This is a genomic window from Nonomuraea sp. K271 (genome assembly GCF_009908215.1).
Taxonomy (GTDB): Bacteria; Actinomycetota; Actinomycetes; order Streptosporangiales; family Streptosporangiaceae; genus Nonomuraea; species Nonomuraea longispora.
In genome coordinates, this window is the sequence record NZ_JAAAHR010000109.1 from 14460 (window position 1) to 32528 (window position 18069).

17 protein-coding genes are annotated in these 18069 nt (G+C 71.2%); 10 read left to right on the forward strand and 7 right to left on the reverse strand.

All coding sequences use genetic code 11. The features are described 5' to 3' along the window. Positions 1–12 precede the first annotated feature (12 nt). Positions 13–1041 (reverse strand): N-acetylglucosamine kinase, encoded by a 1029-nt coding sequence (locus GUY59_RS30575; protein ID WP_236667658.1) that lies wholly within the window; start codon positions 1039–1041, stop codon positions 13–15. Positions 1042–1123: 82 nt separating this feature from the next. Between GUY59_RS30575 and GUY59_RS30580 the strand changes: the two genes are divergently transcribed. Genes GUY59_RS30580 through GUY59_RS30600 form a run of 5 tightly spaced genes read left to right on the forward strand, consistent with a single transcriptional unit; the run spans position 1124 to position 5992 of the window. Continuing rightward, positions 1124–1993: a MurR/RpiR family transcriptional regulator gene (locus GUY59_RS30580; RefSeq protein ID WP_132336538.1), complete on the forward strand. Its 870-nt coding sequence runs from the start codon at positions 1124–1126 to the stop codon at positions 1991–1993. Next, complete coding sequence (locus GUY59_RS30585) at positions 1994–2728, forward strand: sugar isomerase domain-containing protein (protein WP_138204237.1); 735 nt, start codon at positions 1994–1996, stop codon at positions 2726–2728. 19 nt (positions 2729–2747) lie between these two features. Further along, the gene (gene ngcE, locus GUY59_RS30590) at positions 2748–4154 is read left to right on the forward strand and encodes an N-acetylglucosamine/diacetylchitobiose ABC transporter substrate-binding protein (protein WP_138204239.1); all 1407 of its coding nucleotides are present in this window, start codon (positions 2748–2750) and stop codon (positions 4152–4154) included. Next, a complete protein-coding gene (locus tag GUY59_RS30595; RefSeq protein ID WP_171055504.1) occupies positions 4154–5068 on the forward strand; it encodes a carbohydrate ABC transporter permease in 915 nt (304 codons plus the stop codon). Before ngcE ends, GUY59_RS30595 begins: the two co-directional genes overlap by 1 nt. A 3-nt stretch (positions 5069–5071) precedes the next feature. Further along, positions 5072–5992, forward strand: coding sequence for a carbohydrate ABC transporter permease (locus tag GUY59_RS30600; protein WP_138204241.1), 921 nt, complete (start codon positions 5072–5074; stop codon positions 5990–5992). A gap of 51 nt (positions 5993–6043) precedes the next feature. Here the strand turns inward: GUY59_RS30600 and GUY59_RS30605 are convergent, their stop codons facing one another. Then, the gene (locus tag GUY59_RS30605) at positions 6044–7660 is read right to left on the reverse strand and encodes an RICIN domain-containing protein (protein ID WP_442939030.1); all 1617 of its coding nucleotides are present in this window, start codon (positions 7658–7660) and stop codon (positions 6044–6046) included. 101 nt (positions 7661–7761) lie between these two features. After that, the gene (gene metE, locus GUY59_RS30610; protein WP_138204243.1) at positions 7762–9918 is read right to left on the reverse strand and encodes a 5-methyltetrahydropteroyltriglutamate--homocysteine S-methyltransferase; all 2157 of its coding nucleotides are present in this window, start codon (positions 9916–9918) and stop codon (positions 7762–7764) included. Positions 9919–9979: 61 nt separating this feature from the next. On the opposite strand from metE, the gene GUY59_RS30615 reads away from it, so the two are divergent. Next, positions 9980–10843 carry a LysR family transcriptional regulator gene (locus tag GUY59_RS30615; RefSeq protein ID WP_138204245.1) on the forward strand — a complete coding sequence of 288 codons (864 nt, stop codon included), beginning with the start codon at positions 9980–9982 and terminating at the stop codon, positions 10841–10843. A 1-nt stretch (position 10844) separates the two neighbouring features. Here the strand turns inward: GUY59_RS30615 and GUY59_RS30620 are convergent, their stop codons facing one another. Further along, positions 10845–11552, reverse strand: coding sequence for an SDR family NAD(P)-dependent oxidoreductase (locus GUY59_RS30620; protein WP_138204247.1), 708 nt, complete (start codon positions 11550–11552; stop codon positions 10845–10847). A 103-nt stretch (positions 11553–11655) separates the two neighbouring features. Between GUY59_RS30620 and GUY59_RS30625 the strand changes: the two genes are divergently transcribed. Continuing rightward, positions 11656–12495, forward strand: coding sequence for a helix-turn-helix domain-containing protein (locus GUY59_RS30625; protein WP_138204249.1), 840 nt, complete (start codon positions 11656–11658; stop codon positions 12493–12495). Here GUY59_RS30625 and GUY59_RS30630 read toward each other — a convergent pair. Continuing rightward, positions 12485–13168, reverse strand: coding sequence for a DNA alkylation repair protein (locus tag GUY59_RS30630; protein WP_138204251.1), 684 nt, complete (start codon positions 13166–13168; stop codon positions 12485–12487). The genes GUY59_RS30625 and GUY59_RS30630 overlap by 11 nt on opposite strands. After that, on the reverse strand, positions 13165–13833 hold the full coding sequence (locus GUY59_RS30635; RefSeq protein WP_132336556.1) for a TetR/AcrR family transcriptional regulator: 669 nt from the start codon (positions 13831–13833) through the stop codon (positions 13165–13167). Before GUY59_RS30635 ends, GUY59_RS30630 begins: the two co-directional genes overlap by 4 nt. 97 nt (positions 13834–13930) lie before the next feature. Here GUY59_RS30635 and GUY59_RS30640 point away from each other — a divergent pair, with 97 nt between their 5' ends. From GUY59_RS30640 to GUY59_RS30650, 3 genes are read left to right on the forward strand one after another with little or no spacing between them, the layout of a single operon-like run. Continuing rightward, positions 13931–15100, forward strand: coding sequence for an acetyl-CoA C-acetyltransferase (locus GUY59_RS30640; RefSeq protein ID WP_138204253.1), 1170 nt, complete (start codon positions 13931–13933; stop codon positions 15098–15100). Positions 15101–15152: 52 nt separating this feature from the next. Then, the gene (locus GUY59_RS30645) at positions 15153–16679 is read left to right on the forward strand and encodes a glycoside hydrolase family 3 protein (RefSeq protein WP_138204255.1); all 1527 of its coding nucleotides are present in this window, start codon (positions 15153–15155) and stop codon (positions 16677–16679) included. 4 nt (positions 16680–16683) lie between these two features. Beyond that, positions 16684–17355 (forward strand): pentapeptide repeat-containing protein, encoded by a 672-nt coding sequence (locus GUY59_RS30650; protein ID WP_138204257.1) that lies wholly within the window; start codon positions 16684–16686, stop codon positions 17353–17355. A gap of 66 nt (positions 17356–17421) precedes the next feature. Here GUY59_RS30650 and GUY59_RS30655 read toward each other — a convergent pair. After that, positions 17422–18069, reverse strand: a 648-nt coding sequence (locus tag GUY59_RS30655) for an NAD(P)H-dependent flavin oxidoreductase (RefSeq protein ID WP_171055505.1), incomplete at its 5' end; no start/stop codon positions are given.

Consider the following 18069-nt stretch of genomic DNA (forward strand, 5'->3'; position numbering starts at 1 on the left):
GGTGGTGCCCCGTCAGGCGGTGGAGGTGAAGGCAGCGTGCAGGGTCGTGGTGTCGGGCTCCGAGAGGTGGTCGCGGGCCGCCAGCCAGGCCGCCGCGCTCGCCGCGTCACCCGCCGTCGTGACGCGCTCGCCCGCCAGCAGCTCCGTCACGGCCTGGCGTACCGGTCCGGGGCTGGTCAGCACGCTGCCGGCGAGCACCACGGGCCCCGCCGTGTGCACCCTTCTCAGCGTGGCGACCAGGTGGCCGGCCGCCTCGCGCACGATCCCGGCGGCCAGCGGGTCGCCTTCCGACGCGGCCCGGCTGACCAGCGCCGACAACTTCGCCAGCCGCATGTGGTCGGCCTGAGCCAGGCGTACGATGCGGTTGGCGACCGCGCGCGGCGTTGCGGGCCGCTCGTCCCCGAGGAAGTGGTCGCCGATGAGAGCGACGAGCAGCCCGCTCCCGGCCGCCTCGGAAGCGGGGTCGCGGTCGGCTCCCGTGCCGGAGGCGGGGGCGCGGTCCGGAGTCGTACGGTCCAGAGCTGCGACCGGCAGGCCGCGGTCGAAGGCGTGGACCACCGCCCTGGCGGCCTCGCGGCCGATCCAGAAGCCCGAGCCCGCGTCGCCCAGCAGCCACCCCAGCCCGTCGGCGACCGCGCCGAGCTCGAACCCGGCGATCCTGGCCGCGACCGCGCCCGTGCCCGACAGCAGCAGCGAGCCGTCCGGCTCGGGCGAGCCCGCGGCGTAGGCGATCGTCACGTCGCCCATGTAACGCGGCTCCACGGTGATGTCGTGCCCGGCCCAGACCTTGGCCAGCGCGGGCACCATCTCCTCGACGTGCCCCGCGACCCCGGCCAGCGAGGCGACCACCCGCGAGCCGTCGAGGGAGCCGAGGGCCTGCCCGAGCGCGGTCTCGATCGCCGACACCGCCGTGGCCAGCCCGTGGGCGCTCGGATTGCCCGCGCCCGCCCTGGCGTAGCCCACCCGGGCGCCGTCGAGCGTGTGAACGGCGACTCGCGTGGAGGTGGCTCCGGCATCGACACCGATGACTAGCGATTGCATCACGGACTGAGTCTGGGGCTTGACGTGGCCAGGAAGCAAGAATAATTTTCGCCAGAAGACCGGGTATTCGGAAGGAATATTCGTGACTTCAGGAGCGCTAGGGCGCGTCGAAACAGAGCTACCCGGTTTGCCGGAGGCTTTGCGCAGGGTCGGCGAGGTGATACTCGGCGATCCTGCCGAGGCCGCGCGGTCGACCATCATCGCGCTGGCCGAGCGCGCCGGCAGCTCGCCCGCCACCGTGACCAGATTCTGCCGGGCGTTCGGCTTCTCCGGCTACGCCGAGCTGCGCGTCGCCCTGGCCACCGAGACCGGCAGGGCGGCGCAGGCGGGCTGGGGCGCGGGCGTCGGCCACGAGATCGGCCCCGACGACCCGCTCGACGCCGCCATCGAGGTGATGGCCGCCGCCGACGTGCGGCTGATCCAGGACACCGCCGCCCAGCTCGACCTCGACGTGGTCGCCCAGGTGGCCGCCGCCATCGTGGCCGCCCCGCGCGTCCTGCTCGTCGGCGTCTCGACCAGCGGCAACGTGGCCACCATGTTCGAGGGCCGGCTGCGCCGCATCGGCGTGCCCTGCTGGAGCGCGGGAGACGCGCACGTGGCGCTGTCGGAGGCGGCGCTGCTGAAGGAGGGCGACGTCGCCGTCGGCATCAGCCACAGGGGCCGCACGCGCGAGGTCATGGAGGCGCTGGCCGAGGCCGGCAGCCACGGCGCGCTGACGGTCGCGGTCACCTCGTTCGCCCGCTCGCCGCTGGCGGAGCTGGCCGAACTGGTGCTGACCACCGCCAGCAGAGAGACCACGTTCCGGCTCGGCGGGCTGGCCGCCGTGCACTCGCAGCTGTTCGTGCTGGACGCCGTCTACGTGGCGATCGCCCAGAGCACGTACGAACGGACCAACGAGGCGTTCGAGCGAACGATCAGCGCCGTGGAAAGCCACCGGGTGGAGAGAAGCTAGATGACGTACGCAGACAGGATTCTCGATCTGGCCCGTCAGGTCGCGGAGAGCCAGGCCGGGCAGGTGCGCAAGGCGGCGCAGCTGCTCGTGACCTCGCTCAGGGCGGACGGCGTGGTCAACGCCTTCGGCTCGGGGCATTCCGAGGCCATCGCCATGGAGATCGCCGGACGGGCCGGCGGCCTCGTCCCGAGCAACCGCCTCACGCCGAGAGACCTCGTCCTGTACGGCGGGCAGCCGCCCGGCGTGCTGACCCCCGAGCTGGAGCGCGACCCGTCGGTCGCACGGCAGATCTACGACCTGGCGCCGGTCGAACCGCAGGACGTGTTCGTGCTGATCTCCAGCTCGGGCGTGAACGGCACGGTCGTCGAGCTGGCCAGGATCGTCAAGGACCAGGGCCACTCGATGATCGCGCTGACCTCGGTCAAGCACAGCACCCAGATGACCTCGCGTCACCCGTCGGGGAGCAAGCTGCTCGACCTGGCCGACGTCGTGCTGGACAACGGCGCACCGTACGGCGACGCCCTCCTCGAACTGCCCGGGGGCGGCAGCTACGGTGCGGTGTCCACGATCACCTCCGCGCTGCTCGCGCAGATGGTGGTCACCGAGGCGGTGGACGCGCTGGTCGCGATGGGCGAGACGCCTCCCATTTACCTGTCGGCCAACGTGGCGGGTGGGGACGAGCACAACAAGGCGCTGGAAAGCCGCTACGCAGGGCGCATCAGGCGCGGAGCATGACAAGTCAGGAGCAGTAACCATGCCCAACACCCCCCAGATCACCAGGCGTGAGCTTCTTCGCGGCGCCGCTCTCGTGCCCGTGGCGGGCGCGCTCGCCGCGTGCGCGACCCCTGCGTCCCAACCCGCGCCCTCGTCGGCGGCGCCGGCCGCCACCAGCGCGGCCAACCCGTTCGGCGTCGGAGACAAGCCGCTCGAGGTGTGGATCTTCGACGGCGGCTTCGGCCAGGCCTACGCCACGGACATCCACCAGCCGCTGTTCAAGAGCAAGTACGCGAACGTCGAGATCAAGCACAACTCCACCAAGGAGATCACCAAGGTCCTCCAGCCGCGCTTCGCCGGCGGCAACCCGCCGGAGGTGATCGACAACTCCGGCGCCAACTTCATGGACTTCGGCGCCCTCTCCCAGGACGGTCAGCTCCAGGACCTGACGCCGCTGCTCGACGCGCCCTCGTGGGACGACCCCAACGTCAAGGTGCGCGACCTGCTGGACCCGTCGGTGATCGAAATCGGCACGTACGACGGCAAGTTCAGCGTCCTCGGCTACGTCAACTACATCCACGGGATCTGGTATTCGCAGAAGGTCTTCGACGACAACGGCTGGGAGATCCCGAAGACCTGGGACGCCTTCCTCCAGTTGTGCGAGACCATCAAGAAGTCGGGCGAGATGGCGCCCTTCACCTACGCCGGCAAGCACCCGCAGTATCTCTACGAGCCGCTGCTCACCATGGCCGCGAAGATCGGCGGCAACGACGTGCTGGTCAACATCGACAACCTGGAGGACGGCGCCTGGACCGCCGAGCCGATGCTGACCGCCGCCGAGAAGTGGGCCGAGGTGGGCGCCAAATACCTCATGCAGGGCACGGCCGGCCTCGACCACGTGCAGACGCAGACCGCCCAGAACAAGAAGCAGGTGGCCATGCTGCCCTGCGGCTCGTGGCTGGAGAACGAACAGAAGTCCACCACGCCGGACGACTTCGCGTACGCGATGTTCCCCATCCCTGACATCACCAGCTCCGACGCGATGCCGTACGGCACCCTGCACACCCAGCCCGGCGAGAACTTCATCGTCTCCGCCAAGAGCGCCCACCCGCAGGCCGGCATGGAATATCTGCGCGCCATGTTGTCGAAGAAGGCGGCCGGCGACTTCAGCGAGCTGGTCACCACGGTCACGACGGTCAAGGGCGCGAGCGAGGGCCGCGACATCTCGCCGGGCGTCACCAGCGCCTCCAAGGCGGTCGCCGACGCCGGCGAGAACACCGTCTACTACCGCTGGTACACCTGGTACGGCCCGCTCAACGACGAGGCCAAGGCCGCCACCGGCCAGCTCATGACCGGCGGCCTGAAGCCGAAGGCCTACCTCGAGCGCATGCAGAAGAAGGCCGACGAGATCAAGAACGACTCCTCCATCACGAAGTACAAGCGCTGATGGTGTTGTTCAACAGGTATCGCCGCGGGCTGTTCATCACCTCGTTCCTGGCAGCCCCGGTGATTCTCTACCTGGTCTACGTGATCTCGCCGTACGTCCAGGCGTTCTACATCGCGATGACCGACTGGCGCGGCGTGACGGCGGTGCCCAACTTCATCGGGCTCGACAACTTCCAGCGGCTGCTCGGCGACAGCGTCTTCTGGAAGGCCGTCACGCACAACATCGCCCTGCTGGTGTTGCTGCCGGTGATCACGATCGTCATCGCCCTGTTCTTCGCCTTCCTGCTCAACGTGGGCGGGAAGCAGGGCGTGTCGGGCATCCGCGGGTCGGGCTTCTACCGGGTGGTCTTCTTCTTCCCGCAGGTCCTCGCCGTCACCATCGTGGCGGTGCTCTTCCAGCAGGTGTTCAGGCCCGACGGCAGCGGCATGCTGAACGCGCCGCTGATGGCGTTCGGGCTCGGACCCGTCGGGTTCCTGTCCGACCCCGACCTCGCGTTCTGGTCGGTACTGGGCGTGCTGGTCTGGCAGGCGGTCGGCTTCTACGTCGTGCTGTTCTCGGCCGGGCTGGCGGGCATCCCCAAGGACATGTTCGAGGCCGCCCAGATCGACGGGGCCGGCCGTATCACCCTGTTCTTCCGCGTCACGCTGCCGCTGCTGTGGGACACCGTCCAGGTCGCCTGGGTCTACCTGGGCATCCTCGCCATGGACGTCTTCGCGATCGTCTGGGTGATGACCGACCAGCAGGGCGGTCCCGACTGGTCGACCACGGTCATGGCGGCCGAGATCTACCGCAACGCCTTCGAGTACTTCCGCTTCGGCTACGCCTCCGCCCTCGGCGTGGTGATGTTCTTCTTCACCCTCGGCTTTGCGGTCCTGTCGCTGCGCCTGTCGCGGCGCGAACGAATCGAGTACTGAGAGATGCCAACGACGACTCAGGCGCCCCCAGAGGTGCTTTCGAGGAGGGTCGCCCGCGCCGAGCGGAAACGCCGGCTGGGGCCGCTGGGCGTGCTGACGCACGCGACGCTGGGCATCTGGACGCTCCTCGTGACCGTGCCGATCGTCTGGACCTTCCTGGCGTCGGTCAAGAGCGAGGACGAGATCTTCGGCCACGCCTGGTCGCTGCCGGTCTCGCCGCAGTGGGACAACTTCGCCAGGGCCTGGGAGCAGGCGCGCATCGGCCAGTACATGCTCAACAGCGTCGTCGTCGTGTCGTTCAGCACGTTCGGCACGATGCTGGTCGGCTCGATGGCGGCGTACGTGCTGGCGCGCTACCCCTTCCGCGGCAACCGGGCGATCTACATGTTGTTCGTCTCGGGCCTGGCCTTCCCGTTCTTCCTGGCGCTGACCCCGCTGTTCTTCGTGGTGCAGAACATGGGCAACGTGCCGGTGGTCGGGCCGTTCGTCGGCCTGAACACGCACGCGGGCGCGGTGCTGGTCTACATCGCCTACTCGATGCCGTTCACCGTCTTCTTCCTGGCCGCCTTCTTCCGTACGCTGCCGACGGCGGTCGCGGAGGCCGCGATGGTGGACGGGGCGTCGCACACCAGAGTGTTCTTCCAGATCATGTTGCCGATGGCCAAACCCGGCATCGTCAGCATCACGATCTTCAACATCCTGGGCCAGTGGAACCAGTACCAGATCCCGCTGATCCTGCTGCAGGACCGCGAGAAGTGGGTGCTCACCCAGGGCATCGCCGACATCTCCACGGCCGCCGGATACGACGCGGACTGGGCGGCCCTGTTCGCCGCCCTCACCCTCGCCATCCTCCCGATGCTGGTGGTCTACACGGTCTTCCAGCGCCAGATCCAGTCCGGCCTGACTGCGGGGGCGCTCAAGTGATGCGGGTGGCGTGTACGGCGGGGCCGCGCGCGGCCCAGCCGCACACCCGCGTCAGCAGCGGTTGATCTGGGAGTTCACCAGCTCGATGGCGCGGATGACGATGTTGTTCCCGCACGGGTTCTCGTTGATGGCGGAGTTGGTCAGCGTCAGGTTCTGCAGCGTGATGTCCGATGTCACGGGGAACTCGCCGCGGGCGGCGATGCGGATGTCGGAGCCGTTCACGGTGCCGCTCTGGGCGGCGATGGTGACGTTGTAGCAGTTCTCGATCAGGATCGAGTTGCTGCCGGTGCCGGAGATGTCCACGCGGTCGATGACGGCGCCGCCGCTCTCCGAGACGCAGAAGATGCCGCGTCCGCCGCCCCTGGCGATGACGGTGCCGACCCGGACGTTGGCCGGGTAGGCGCTGCCGATGCGGCCGTTGCGGTTGGCCATGCGGAAGGCGGCGTATCCGGTGCCGGTGCCGGCGCCCTGGGCGTCGACGGTGCCGACCGTGGCGTTGATCGTGTCGTTGAACAGCAGGCCGGACTCGCCGGTGTTCCGCGCCGTGACGGTGCCGATGGCGATGCCGTCCACGCCGTACGTCTCGACGCCGTGGCTGCTGCCGCCCGAGGCGTACACGCTGTCGATGCGCACGTTTCTGGTGCGCACGTTCCTGTTGGCGTGGTTGTCGATGCGGACGCCGAGCCCGGACGACCCGAGCCGCAGGTCGAGCCGGCCGAGCGTGATGTTGGTGCCGTTGCGGACGAACACCCCGAAGTAGGGGTTGCCGGTCACGTTGAGGTGGGTGACCTCGACGTCGGTGACGTTCTGGGCGCGTACGACCGCATTGTTGGCGCTGATGCTCCCCGACACGTTGATCGTGCCGCAGACCTCCAGGACGGTGTAGCTGGGCAGGTCGAGCGACTGGTTGGCGTTCATCGAGCCGGAGCCGCGGACGATCACCTTCTGCTTCGAGGTGCGGCCGGAGGTGAGGCTGCCAACGGCCGCGCGCATGGCCTCGATCATGCTGCCGCCGGTGTAGTGGGTGGTGCCGCCGTTCCGCGCCGTCCAGGTGCCGCCGCTGAGCACGGCCTCGGCGTCGGACGATCCGCTCCCGCAGTCGCCGGAGCCGGACCCGCCGCCCATCTTGACGAGCCGCCACTGCTGGTTGGCGCCCCCGAGGTCGTCCCACTGGGAGATCCTGGCGCCGTCGCCGGTGCCCCACTCCCACACCTCCAGGGCCATGCCGCTGTTGCGGTTGATCAGCCGTACGTGGCCGCCGTCGGAGTCGGCCAGGCGGAACTGCTGGTTGGCGGCGTTCAGGTCGGCCCACTGGACGATGTCGGCGCCGCCCTCGGTGGACCATTCGTAGACGTCCAGCACCTTGCCGCTGTGGCGCGACCTGAGCCGGTAGTAGCCGTCGCCGGAGCTGACGAACTGCCACTGCTGCTGGTCGCCGTCGTTGCGGGCCCACTGGACGATCGGCGCGCCGTCGGCGGTCGCGAAGTCGTACAGGTCGAGGGCCTTGCCGCTGTGCCGGTTGACCAGGACGTACCAGGCGCTGGTGTCGACGCTCGCCGCGCTCGCCGGCTGCTGGGCGACCACGGCGCCGGTCAGGGCGAGGATCGCCGCCGCGAGGACGGCAAGCAGTCGCCGGCCCTGTGCGGTGGCCTGAGGTAAGGGACTCACTGTTCTGCTCCCATCCTAGGAAAGCGCTTTCCTAGGAACAGATCAGCGAGTGCCGGCGCCCGCGTCAAGCGACCGGGCGCCGTCAGGCCCGCCTGCCTGCCCTAACCCGCTGAAACGTTCATCCGATGGCGCAGCTCGCGGGCGGCCGTGACCACGTTCGCCAGCGACGCCTCCACCTGCTCGTACGTCCGCGTCTTCAGCCCGCAGTCCGGATTGACCCACACCCGCTCGGCCGGCAGCACCGCCAGCGTCCCGCGCAGCAACTCGGCGACCTCCTCCGCGCTCGGCACGCGCGGCGAGTGGATGTCGTAGACGCCCGGCCCGAGCCCCCGCCCGAACGACTCCACCGCGCCCAGGATCCTGCCTCCCGAGCGGGCGGACTCGATGGTGGTCACGTCGGCGTCCAGCCCGTCGATGGCCGCCAGGATCTGGTCGGCGTCGGAGTAGCACAGGTGCGTGTGGATCTGCGTGCGGTCGCTCGCCCCCGACGTGGCCCTGCGGTACGCCGCCACCGCCCACCCCAGATAGTCGGCCTGCGCGTCCAGGCGCAGCGGCAGCAGCTCGCGCAACGCCGGCTCGTCCACCTGGATGATCTTCATTCCGGCGGCCTCCAGATCGCGCACCTCCTCGCGCACCGCGTCGGCCACCTGAAACACGACGTCCCGCAGCGGCAGGTCGTCGCGGACGAACGACCAGGCCACGATGGTGACGGGACCGGTGAGCATGCCCTTGACCGGCTTGTCCGTGAGCGACTGGGCGTAGGTGGCCCAGCGGACGGTGATCGGCGACGGGCGGCTGACGTCGCCGTACAGGATGGGCGGCCGGGTGCAGCGCGAGCCGTACGACTGGACCCAGCCGTTGGCGGTGACGGCGAAGCCGTCGAGGTGCTCGGCGAAGTACTGGACCATGTCGTTGCGCTCGGGCTCACCGTGAACGAGGACATCGAGGCCGAGCCGTTCCTGCACCCGGACGACCCGCTCGATCTCGGCCTCGACCCGCCGTTCGTAGTCCTCCTGCGACAGGCTGCCCGCCGCGACCGCCGCCCTGGCCGCGCGCAGCTCGCCGGTCTGCGGGAAGGACCCGATCGTGGTGGTCGGCAGCGGGGGCAGCCGCAGGTGCCCGGCCTGGGCCGCCGCGCGCTCGGCGTACGGGCCGCGCCCCTCCGCCGTCACGGGAGCGGGCCGTGCCACGGACGTCCCAGCCGGGGCTGGGCCGTGGAAGGGCGATCGGGACAGCGCCACGACCTCGGCCACCTTCTGATCGGCGAACGCCAGCCGCTCCTTCAGCCGCGGGTCCAGGCCGGGCTCGGCCTCCACGTCGTGGGGCACGTGCAGCAGCGAGCACGAGGTGCTCACCGCCACCCGCCCGGCGCGTACGGCGGCCAGCGCCCCCAGCGCCCGCTCCGGCGGAGTGCGCCACACGTCACGCCCGGACACGACGCCCGCGACCACGGTCTTGCCCTCCAGGTTGATCTCCGGCACGCCGCCCCTGACCAGGTCGACGCCGATGGCCTCCACCGGCGTGCCGGCCAGCACCGGCAGCGCCTCGCCCGCGTCCCCGAAGTACGTCGCCACGAACAGTCCCGGCCGCGCCTCGGCGGACCCCAGCCGCTCGTACGCGCTCCGCACGGCGGCCAGCTCCTCCGGCGTCCGGTCGGCCACCAGCGCGGGCTCGTCGAGCTGCACCCAGCCGACGCCCTCCGCGGCCAGCGCGGCCAGCAGCTCCTCGTAGCAGCCGAGCACCTCGTCGAGCCGGTCGAGGGCCGAGGCGAGCAACAGGAACGTCACCGGTCCGACGACCACGGGCCGCGTCTCGTACCCGAGCGCCCGCGCCTCCCACACCTCGGACAGCGGCTTGGCCGCGTCGAGCTTGAACACCGTGTCGGGCCCGATCTCCGGCACGATGTAGTGGTAGTTCGTGTCGAACCACTTCGTCATCCGCAGCGGCGCGACCTCACCGGTGCCCCTGGCCATGGCGAAATAGGGGTCGTCCGTGTCGCGATAGCGCGCCGGCACCGCGCCCAGCAGCACGGCCGCGTCGAGCACCTGGTCGTACATCGAGAAGGTGTTGCTCGGCAGCCCCTCCAACCCCAGCGCGGCCAGCTTCCGCCAGGTCCGCGCACGCAGGTCGGCGCCGGCCCGGTCGAGCTCGTCGCGGGTGGAGCGCCCGTCCCAATAGGACTCCAGCGCCCGCTTCAACTCCCTGCGGGGGCCGATCCGCGGGTATCCGAGCACCGTGGACGTGGGAAATGGGCTCATCTTCCAAGCTCCCTAGGACGTGGGTCAGATCGTTGCGATCCTGCCGAGTACCCCTGACGTCATGCACTATGTATTGGTGTTGCTTATGCTCAGGGAGATCCATTGCTTCACCAGGGTGGCGGAGCGGCTCAGCTTCTCCAGGGCCGCCGCCGACCTGGGGATGTCGCAGCCCGCCATGAGCCAGGCCGTCACGCGGCTCGAACGCGCCACCGGCGTGCGGCTCTTCCAGCGCACGGCCCGCGAGGTGCGGTTGACGGCGGAGGGCAAGGCGTTGCTCGGGCACGCGCGGCAGGTGCTCGAGTCGGCTCAGGCGTTCACCGGGGAAGCGGCACGACTGGCCCGTCCAACCATTCACCTTGCTTATCCTCCACTCGTCGGCACGCTCGCCGCGCGGATCGCCAGGCGGCTCGCGAGCCGCACCCCGGCGCTCGGCGTGGAGCTCAGGCCCGCCGGCCGCGGCGCGGCGGCCCAAGCCCTGGCGGACGGCGAGGTCTCCGCAGCGATCCTCGCCACCCCCGCGCCCGCGCAGTTCGTCACCGCGGCCCGCTTCCACGTGACCGTCGACCACCTGGCCGTCCCCGTGAGCCACCGGCTGGCGCCCTCGGCCAAGGTCACCCCGGCCGAACTGGCCGGTCAGGTGCTGATCACGCCGTCCAGTCGGCCGTGGTGCGGGCTGCCCGGCCGCGCGCGCACGGTCGCCGACGACGACTTCTCCGCCGCGCTCGACCTGGTGGCGGCGGGTGCGGGGCTGCTGCCGATCCCGCAGCTCCTCGCCAGGACCATCAAGCGGGACGACGTGCGCTTCGTGCCGCTCGACGCGGGCGACCTGCGCATCACCTACGCGCTGGCCTGGTCGAAGGAGCACGTCACGCCGGAGCTGATGGCCCTGGTGCAGGCTGTTCAGGACGCCCTGTGGACCAGGTGAACTACCACGGGATCATGCCCGAGACGTCGAAGTAGCCCCCGGTGGGGTCGTCGGGTCCCACCTGCGCCATCCGTACGATGATCTCGGCGCCCTCCTCCACGGTCTGCGTGCCCGCGTGCAGGTTGAGGTCCGTCGCGGTGTAGCCGGGCTCCACCGCGTTGATCCGCATGCCGGGGAACGCCTTCGCGTACTGCACGGTGATCATGTTGACCGCGGCCTTCGAGGCGGGGTAGGCGACCCCCGGGTAGGCGTACGTCGGCGTGCCTGGGGTGGTGACCCTGGTGAGCGAGGCCAGGCCGCTGCTGACGTTCACGATGACCGGGGCCGCCGAGCGCCGCAGCAGCGGCAGGAAGGCACGGGTGACGCGCACGACGCCGAGAACGTTGGTCTCGAACGTCGTGCGCATGATGCCGGTGCTCACGTCCGCGGGGCCGATGACGCCTCCGTCAGGGGTGCGCTCTTCGATGCCCGCGTTGTTCACCAGCACGTCGAGCCCGCCGTCGGCCTCGATGGTCCTGGCCGCCCGCGTGACCGAGTCGTCGTCGGTGACGTCGAGCAGGACGTGCCGGGCGCCCAGCCGCTCGGCGGCGAGACGGCCGCGTCCGGCGTTCCTGCTGCCCACGTACACGGTGTGGCCTGCCTCGATGAGCCGGCGGGCGGTCTCGAAGCCCAGCCCCTTGTTCGCTCCTGTGATGAGTGTCGTCGTCATGTCGTCAAGCCTCGGGCGGGGTGGCGCGGCCGGCCAGTCGTCCGGTCTTCCTGGGACCGTCAGTACCAGGCGGGCACCCCGGTGCGGCGGGCAGACTGGTGGCATGACGGCGACGGAGTTCGGGCAGGCGGTGCGGCGCTGGCGCGACCGGGTCTCGCCGGAGACGGTCGGGATACCGGCCTCCGGGCAGCGGCGCGCGGCCGGGCTGCGCCGCGAGGAGCTCGCCCTGCTGGCCGGGATCTCCGCCGACTACATCACCCGGCTCGAACAGGGCCGGGCCGTCAACCCGTCGGCGCAGGTCGTCGAGGCGCTGGCGCGGGCACTGCGGTTGTCGGCGGGCGAGCGCGCCTACCTGTTCCGGATGGCCGGGCTCCAGCCGCCGGGTCCTGAGGTGGTGCCCGGGTTCATCACCCCGAGCGTGCACCGGCTGCTCGACAGGCTGGCCGGCACGCCCGTCGCGGTGTTCGACGCGGCCTGGACGCTGCTCCTGGCCAACCCGATGTACGCGGCGCTGATGGGCGATCCGTCCGGATGGCGGGGAGACGAGCGCAACGGCGTGTGGCGCAACTTCGGCGGGCCCCGCGGCCGGGTGCGCCACACGCCCGATGAGCGACGCGCGTTCGAGGCCGCGCTGGTCGCCGACCTGCGCGCCACCGCCGGGCGTTATCCGGCCGACCAGCAGGTGCGCCGCCTGATCTCACGGTTGCGCGCGAGCAGCGAGCGGTTCGCCGAGTTGTGGGACTCGGGCGCCGTCGGCCGCCACGACGCGGCCCGCAAGACGATCGAGCACCCGCAGGTGGGGCCCGTGACGCTCGACTGCGACGTGCTCAGCGTGGCGGGCGGCGACCTGCGCATCATGGTCTACACCGCCGAGCCCGGCACCGAGGACGCCGAACGCCTCGCGCTGCTGGCCGTCATCGGCACCCAGACGCTCATGGGGTAGCGGGCAGGTTCTTCAGTGCCTCGCGGCGGCTCAACCCCGAGAGCCCCTTGGCCTTGACGTAGCGCACGACCTCGGCCGGATTGGTCTTGGCGTATTCGCGTAACGCCCATCCGATGGCCTTGCGTGCGAAGAAGTCGTTGTCGGACAGACTCGGCTCGATACACGCGTAGAGCAGCGCCGTGTCGGTGCGCGACCTGAAGCGGTTCTGGCAGAGGATCGCGGTGCGGCGCTTCCACAGGTCGGCGTCGTGGGCCCACTCCAGCATGAGCGGCCGCATGGCGTCGGGGTAGGTCGCCAGCAGCCCGCCGACGCGGTGCACGGCCAACTCGTCGACGAGGTCCCACCAGGCGCCGGTGACGATCATCTCCTCGTACATCGGCACGGTGTAGAGGGTCTGGAACTCCCGGTAGTAGCGGTGGCCGGACAGCTCGACGGCGGCGTAGCGCTCCTCGCGGTATTCGGCCTCACGCCACAACGCCAGCACCGCCCGCCGCCACTCGGGCGCGCTCTCCAGACGGTGCCCGGCGAACACCCGCCTCAGCGCCGCCCGCCTGGCCACGGCCTGGACACCGAGGAACGGCAGTGGCGACTTCATGTAGGCGCGCATCGCCTCGGCCCTGCCCGGCTCGGCGACATCCTGCAGTGCCAGCCGCACCGCCTTGCCCAGACTCATTTCTGGTGCGTGGTGCGCTCGCCCGTGGCGAGTCCGTCGAACAGCACGGTGATGTAGTGCTCGGCCAGGCCGCTCGTGTTGAGCCTGCCGCCCGGGCGGAACCAGCGGACCGCGACCCAGATGGTGTCGCGGATCATGCGGTAGGTCAGCTTGGGATCGACGTCGGGCCGGAACAGCCCGGCCGCCTGACCGGCCTTGATCTGTGCCACCCACATCTGCTCGACCTCGTCCTCGGCCTTGACGAGGTAGTTGAACCGGGGGAACTGGCGCAGATAGTTCCAGTCGTTCTGCATGACGGTGATCGCGGCGCGGTGGGGCTCGAGTGTGCCGAAGCCGATGCGGACCATCTCAGACAGCACGGTGCGCGCGTCGCCACCGGACTCGAGGGCGGCGCGGTAGCGGGCGATGAGGTCGTCGAGGAAGGTGGAGAGCACCTCGTCGACGATCGTCTCCTTGGAGTCGAAATGGTGGTAGAGACTGCCTGAGAGGATGCCGGCCTCGTCGGCGATCTCGCGGACGGTCGTGGCCTGGAAGCCCTTGCGCGCGAAGAGCTCCGCGGCGAGCTTGACGAGGTGGTCGCGGCGCTCTGACGCCGACCCTGACGAGGTCGTGCGCTGGCGCTTGGCCGGGGTGGTCGCGGTGCCGGAGTTCTTTCGCGTCGTCACGTACCCATTATGGAGCCTCAGACAATCGCTTGTTCACACAACCTCCGCAGTTCATGGGGCATTCCGTGCTAGACCAAGCGCTTGCTACGATGCGGTGATGAGCGAGGCCTACATCGTCGGCGCCGTCCGCACCCCCGTCGGGCGCAGGAACGGCGGCCTGGCCGGGGCGCACCCCGCCGACCTGGGCGCCCACGTGCTCAAGGAGCTGCTGCGCCGCACCGGCGCCGACCCGTCGGCGGTCGAGGACGTCATCTTCGGCTGTGTCGACACCGTCGGCCCGCAGGCCGGCGACGTCGCGCGTACCTGCTGGCTGGCCGCCGGCCTGCCCGAGGAGGTGCCGGGCGTCACGATCGACCGCCAGTGCGGCTCCTCTCAGCAGGCGCTGCACTTCGCCGCCCAGGCCGTGCTCTCCGGCACGAACGACCTGGTGGTGGCCGGCGGCGTGCAGAACATGAGCATGATCCCCATCTCGGCCGCGATGCTCGCGGGCCGCCCGCTCGGGCACGAGACCCCCTTCGGGGGCTCCAAGGGCTGGACCGAGCGGTACGGCACACAAGAGGTCTCGCAGTTCGCCGGGGCCGAGCAGATCGCCGCCCACTGGGGGATCGGCCGCGAGGAGATGGAGCGGTACGCGTACACGTCGCACCGGCGGGCCCTGCACGCCATCGACGCCGGGCACTTCCGGCGCGAGATCGCCCCTTGCGAGGGCGTCGCCGTGGACGAGGGCCCGCGCGCGGACACCACGCCCGCGAAGATGGCCGCGCTCAAGCCCCTGACCGAGGGCGGCAGGCTGACGGCCGCCCTGGCCTCGCAGATCTCCGACGGCGCCGCCGCCCTGCTCGTGGCCTCGCCCAGGGCCGTACGCGAGCACGGCCTTACCCCGCGCGCCCGCGTGCACCACCTCTCGGCCAGAGGCGCCGACCCGGTCATGATGCTCTCCGCCCCCATCCCCGCCACGGCCCACGCCCTTCGCGTGAGCGGCATGTCCATCGGCGACTTCGCCGCGATCGAGGTCAACGAGGCGTTCGCGTCCGTCGTGCTGGCCTGGATGAAGGAGACCGGCGCCGACCCCGCGCGGGTCAACCCGAACGGCGGCGCGATCGCGCTCGGCCACCCCCTCGGGGCGACCGGCGCGGTGCTGGCGGTGCGGCTGCTGCACGAGCTGGAGCGTACGGGCGGCCGGTACGGCCTGCAGGTCATGTGCGAGGGTGGCGGGCAGGCCAACGTCACCGTCATTGAACGGCTCGTCACGACGGGGGTGGCCTGACGTCAGAAAATGCCACTAGAAAATAGGAAACTTTCCTATTAGATTGCGGGTCATGCCCCTGAGCGGTGACCTGCTGCGCCTCGCCGACGCCGTCCTCTTCCCCGGTTTCGCCGGGCACGAGCCACCCGACTGGCTCCGCCGCCGGCTGGGCGAAGGGCTGGCCGGAGTGGCGCTGTTCTCGCGCAACATCGCCGGCCCCGCCCAGGTGGCCCGGCTGACCGCCGCCCTGCGCGCCGAGAACCCCTCGGTGCTCGTCGGCGTCGACGAGGAGTCCGGCGAGGTCACCCGGCTGGAGGCCGCCACCGGCAGCAGCCGACCCGGGGCGTACGCGCTGGGCGTCGCCGACGACGTGGCCATGACCGAGGCCCTGGCCGCCGAACTCGGAGCCGACCTGGCCCGTTCCGGCATCACGATCGACTTCGCGCCCTCCGCCGACGTGAACTCCAACCCGGACAACCCGGTCATCGGCCTGCGGTCATTCGGCGCCGACCCCGCGCTGGTCTCACGGCACGCCGGAGCGTTCGTCCGCGGCCTGCAGTCCGCCGGCGTGGCCGCCTGCGTCAAACACTTCCCCGGCCACGGGGACACCGCGGTCGACTCCCACCACGGCGTGCCCGAGGTGGCCGCGGACGGTTTCAAGGACGGGCTGCTCCCGTTCGCCGACGCCGTCAGGGAGGGCGTCAAGGCGGTCATGACGGGTCACCTGCTCGTGCCCTCGTACGACGGGGAACTGCCCGCCACGCTCAGCCCCAAGGTGCTCACCGGGCTGCTCCGCGGTGAGCTCGGGTTCCAGGGAGTGATCGTCACGGACGCCATCGAGATGGCCGCGGTGGCGGGGGCGTACGGGATCGGGGGAGCCGCGGCCCGCGCCATCGCCGCCGGGGCCGACGCGATCTGCGTGGGCGGCGAGCACGCCGACGAGGCCACCGCCACCGGGATCCGCGACGCGATCGCCGCCGCGGTGACCCAAGGACTGCTGCCCGAGGAACGGCTGGCCGACGCCGCTCGTAGGGTCCGCGAGCTGGCGGCCTGGACCGCGTCCTCGGGCAGCGCCGCCGCCACCGGGAGCCAGGGCCGCGCGGGATCCGGCGCGCTCGCCGGAGCCGGGGGCGACGGCGGTGCGGGCATGGTGGCCGCCCGGCGGGCCGTCAGGGTCGTCCGGCGCTCCACCACGCCCGAGCTGCCGCTGGCCGGGGCCCCGCACGTGGTCGAGCTGGCGCCGGAGATGAACCTGGCCATCGACCGGCACACCCCCTGGGGCGTGGGCGAGCCGCTGACCCGGCTGCTGCCCGGCACCGTGGTCACGCGCCTCGGCTCGGGGGAGGCGACGGGCCCCGCCCTCGAACGGCTGATCGGCGCGGCGTCCGGCCGCCCGCTCGTCGTGGTCGTCCGCGACGTGCACCGCCACCCGTGGCAGGAGGAGGCGCTGAGGCATCTGCTGAGCGCCCGCCGGGACACCGTGGTGGTCGAGATGGGCCTGCCCGCCCGTTCCGATCTCGGGGCCGTGCACATCGCCACGCACGGCTCGGCCCGGGTCTGCGGCCAGGCCGCCGCGGAGGTCCTGGCCGGTAGTCTCTGACACCGTGAACTTCGACGGCGAGGACCTCTCACACAAGGCGTTGTCCGAACGGCTCGACCCCGAGGAGACGCACCACTTCCGCGGCTGCGATCTCACGGAGACCGACCTGTGGGGCGCCTCCCTCGCGGGGGCCCGCTTCGAGTCGTGCGTGCTGGACCAGACCGACTTCCGCAAGGCCGACCTCGACGCGGCGGTCTTCACCGGCGGAGGCGGGATGCGCATCCGCTTCAACGACGCCGACCTCCTCGACGTCACGTTCACCGACGTCGACCTGTCCTCGGCCCAGTTCGGCGGCGCGCTGCTCACCGACGTGACGTTCACCGGCTGCCGCATGATCGGCGCCGCGCTGACCGCCTCGCGCGGCACCGGTTTCACGGTCACCCGCTCCAACCTGACCCTGGCCAACCTCGGCGGCTGCTCGCTGCGCGGCGAGCACGTCGAGGGGGTGCGCTTCGACGACGCCGACCTGTCGGGCTGCGACTTCACCGAGGCCACGCTCAGCGACTGCCGCCTCATCGGCACGCGCCTGCTGAACACCACGTTCACGGGAGCCGACCTGCGGGGGGCCGACCTGGGGCAGCCCGACGACGCCAGGCTCCGGGCGTTCGCGGGCGCCGTCATCAACCAGACGCAGGCCAACGCCATCCTCGCCGCCCGCGGCATCACGGTCCTCTGAAGCGGCCCGCGGCATCACGGTTTTCTGACGCGCCCTCCCGGCGTCACGGGCCTGGTGCCGGCGTGCTCAGCGCGCCGGGAGGCGGGCGAGGGCGGTCTCGGCCTCGGCCATGATCCGCTCGACCAGTTCCCGGCACGACGGCAGGTCGCCGATGACGCCCACCACCTGCCCCGACGCCATCACCCCGAGATCGGCCCGCCCATCCACCATGGCCGCCCGCAGCAGCACGGGCGTGTTGGCCGCCTGCAGCACCTGCGCCCAGGTCAGCTCCCTGCCCCGCCGCATCCGCCGCCCCTCACGGATCAGCTCGGCCCACGACAGCCCCGACAGCCGCCGGAACCTGGCGCCGTTCGCCACCGCCCGCAGCAGCCGCGACCGTTCCAGCGAGGCCACGAACGGGGTCCGCAACACCCGGTGCGGCACCCCGTCCACCTTGGTGGTCACCACGGTCTCCCGGGCCGTCAGGTAGAGCTTCTTGACGTCGTCCGGCACGGGGGAGTCGCTGGTCAGCAGGAAACGGGTGCCCATGGCGATCCCGCAGGCGCCGTACGCCAGCGCCGCCACCAGCCCGCGCCCGTCGAAGAACCCGCCCGCGGCGATCACCGGGATGTCGACCGCGTCCACGACCTGGGGCAGCAGCAGCGTCGTGGCGAGCGGCCCCGTGTGACCGCCGCCCTCGCCTCCCTGCACGATCACCGCGTCGGCCCCCCACCC

What these genes read in the sequence shown, in the direction of transcription:
- GUY59_RS30575 (WP_236667658.1), bottom strand. Translation starts at nt 1,041, where the DNA reads ATGCAATCGCTAGTCATCGGTGTCGATGCCGGAGCCACCTCCACGCGA.
- GUY59_RS30585 (WP_138204237.1), top strand. Translation starts at nt 1,994, where the DNA reads ATGACGTACGCAGACAGGATTCTCGATCTGGCCCGTCAGGTCGCGGAG.
- ngcE (WP_138204239.1), top strand. Translation starts at nt 2,748, where the DNA reads ATGCCCAACACCCCCCAGATCACCAGGCGTGAGCTTCTTCGCGGCGCC.
- GUY59_RS30595 (WP_171055504.1), top strand. Translation starts at nt 4,154, where the DNA reads ATGGTGTTGTTCAACAGGTATCGCCGCGGGCTGTTCATCACCTCGTTC.
- GUY59_RS30600 (WP_138204241.1), top strand. Translation starts at nt 5,072, where the DNA reads ATGCCAACGACGACTCAGGCGCCCCCAGAGGTGCTTTCGAGGAGGGTC.
- metE (WP_138204243.1), bottom strand. Translation starts at nt 9,918, where the DNA reads ATGAGCCCATTTCCCACGTCCACGGTGCTCGGATACCCGCGGATCGGC.
- GUY59_RS30615 (WP_138204245.1), top strand. Translation starts at nt 9,980, where the DNA reads ATGCACTATGTATTGGTGTTGCTTATGCTCAGGGAGATCCATTGCTTC.
- GUY59_RS30620 (WP_138204247.1), bottom strand. Translation starts at nt 11,552, where the DNA reads ATGACGACGACACTCATCACAGGAGCGAACAAGGGGCTGGGCTTCGAG.
- GUY59_RS30625 (WP_138204249.1), top strand. Translation starts at nt 11,656, where the DNA reads ATGACGGCGACGGAGTTCGGGCAGGCGGTGCGGCGCTGGCGCGACCGG.
- GUY59_RS30630 (WP_138204251.1), bottom strand. Translation starts at nt 13,168, where the DNA reads ATGAGTCTGGGCAAGGCGGTGCGGCTGGCACTGCAGGATGTCGCCGAG.
- GUY59_RS30640 (WP_138204253.1), top strand. Translation starts at nt 13,931, where the DNA reads ATGAGCGAGGCCTACATCGTCGGCGCCGTCCGCACCCCCGTCGGGCGC.
- GUY59_RS30645 (WP_138204255.1), top strand. Translation starts at nt 15,153, where the DNA reads ATGCCCCTGAGCGGTGACCTGCTGCGCCTCGCCGACGCCGTCCTCTTC.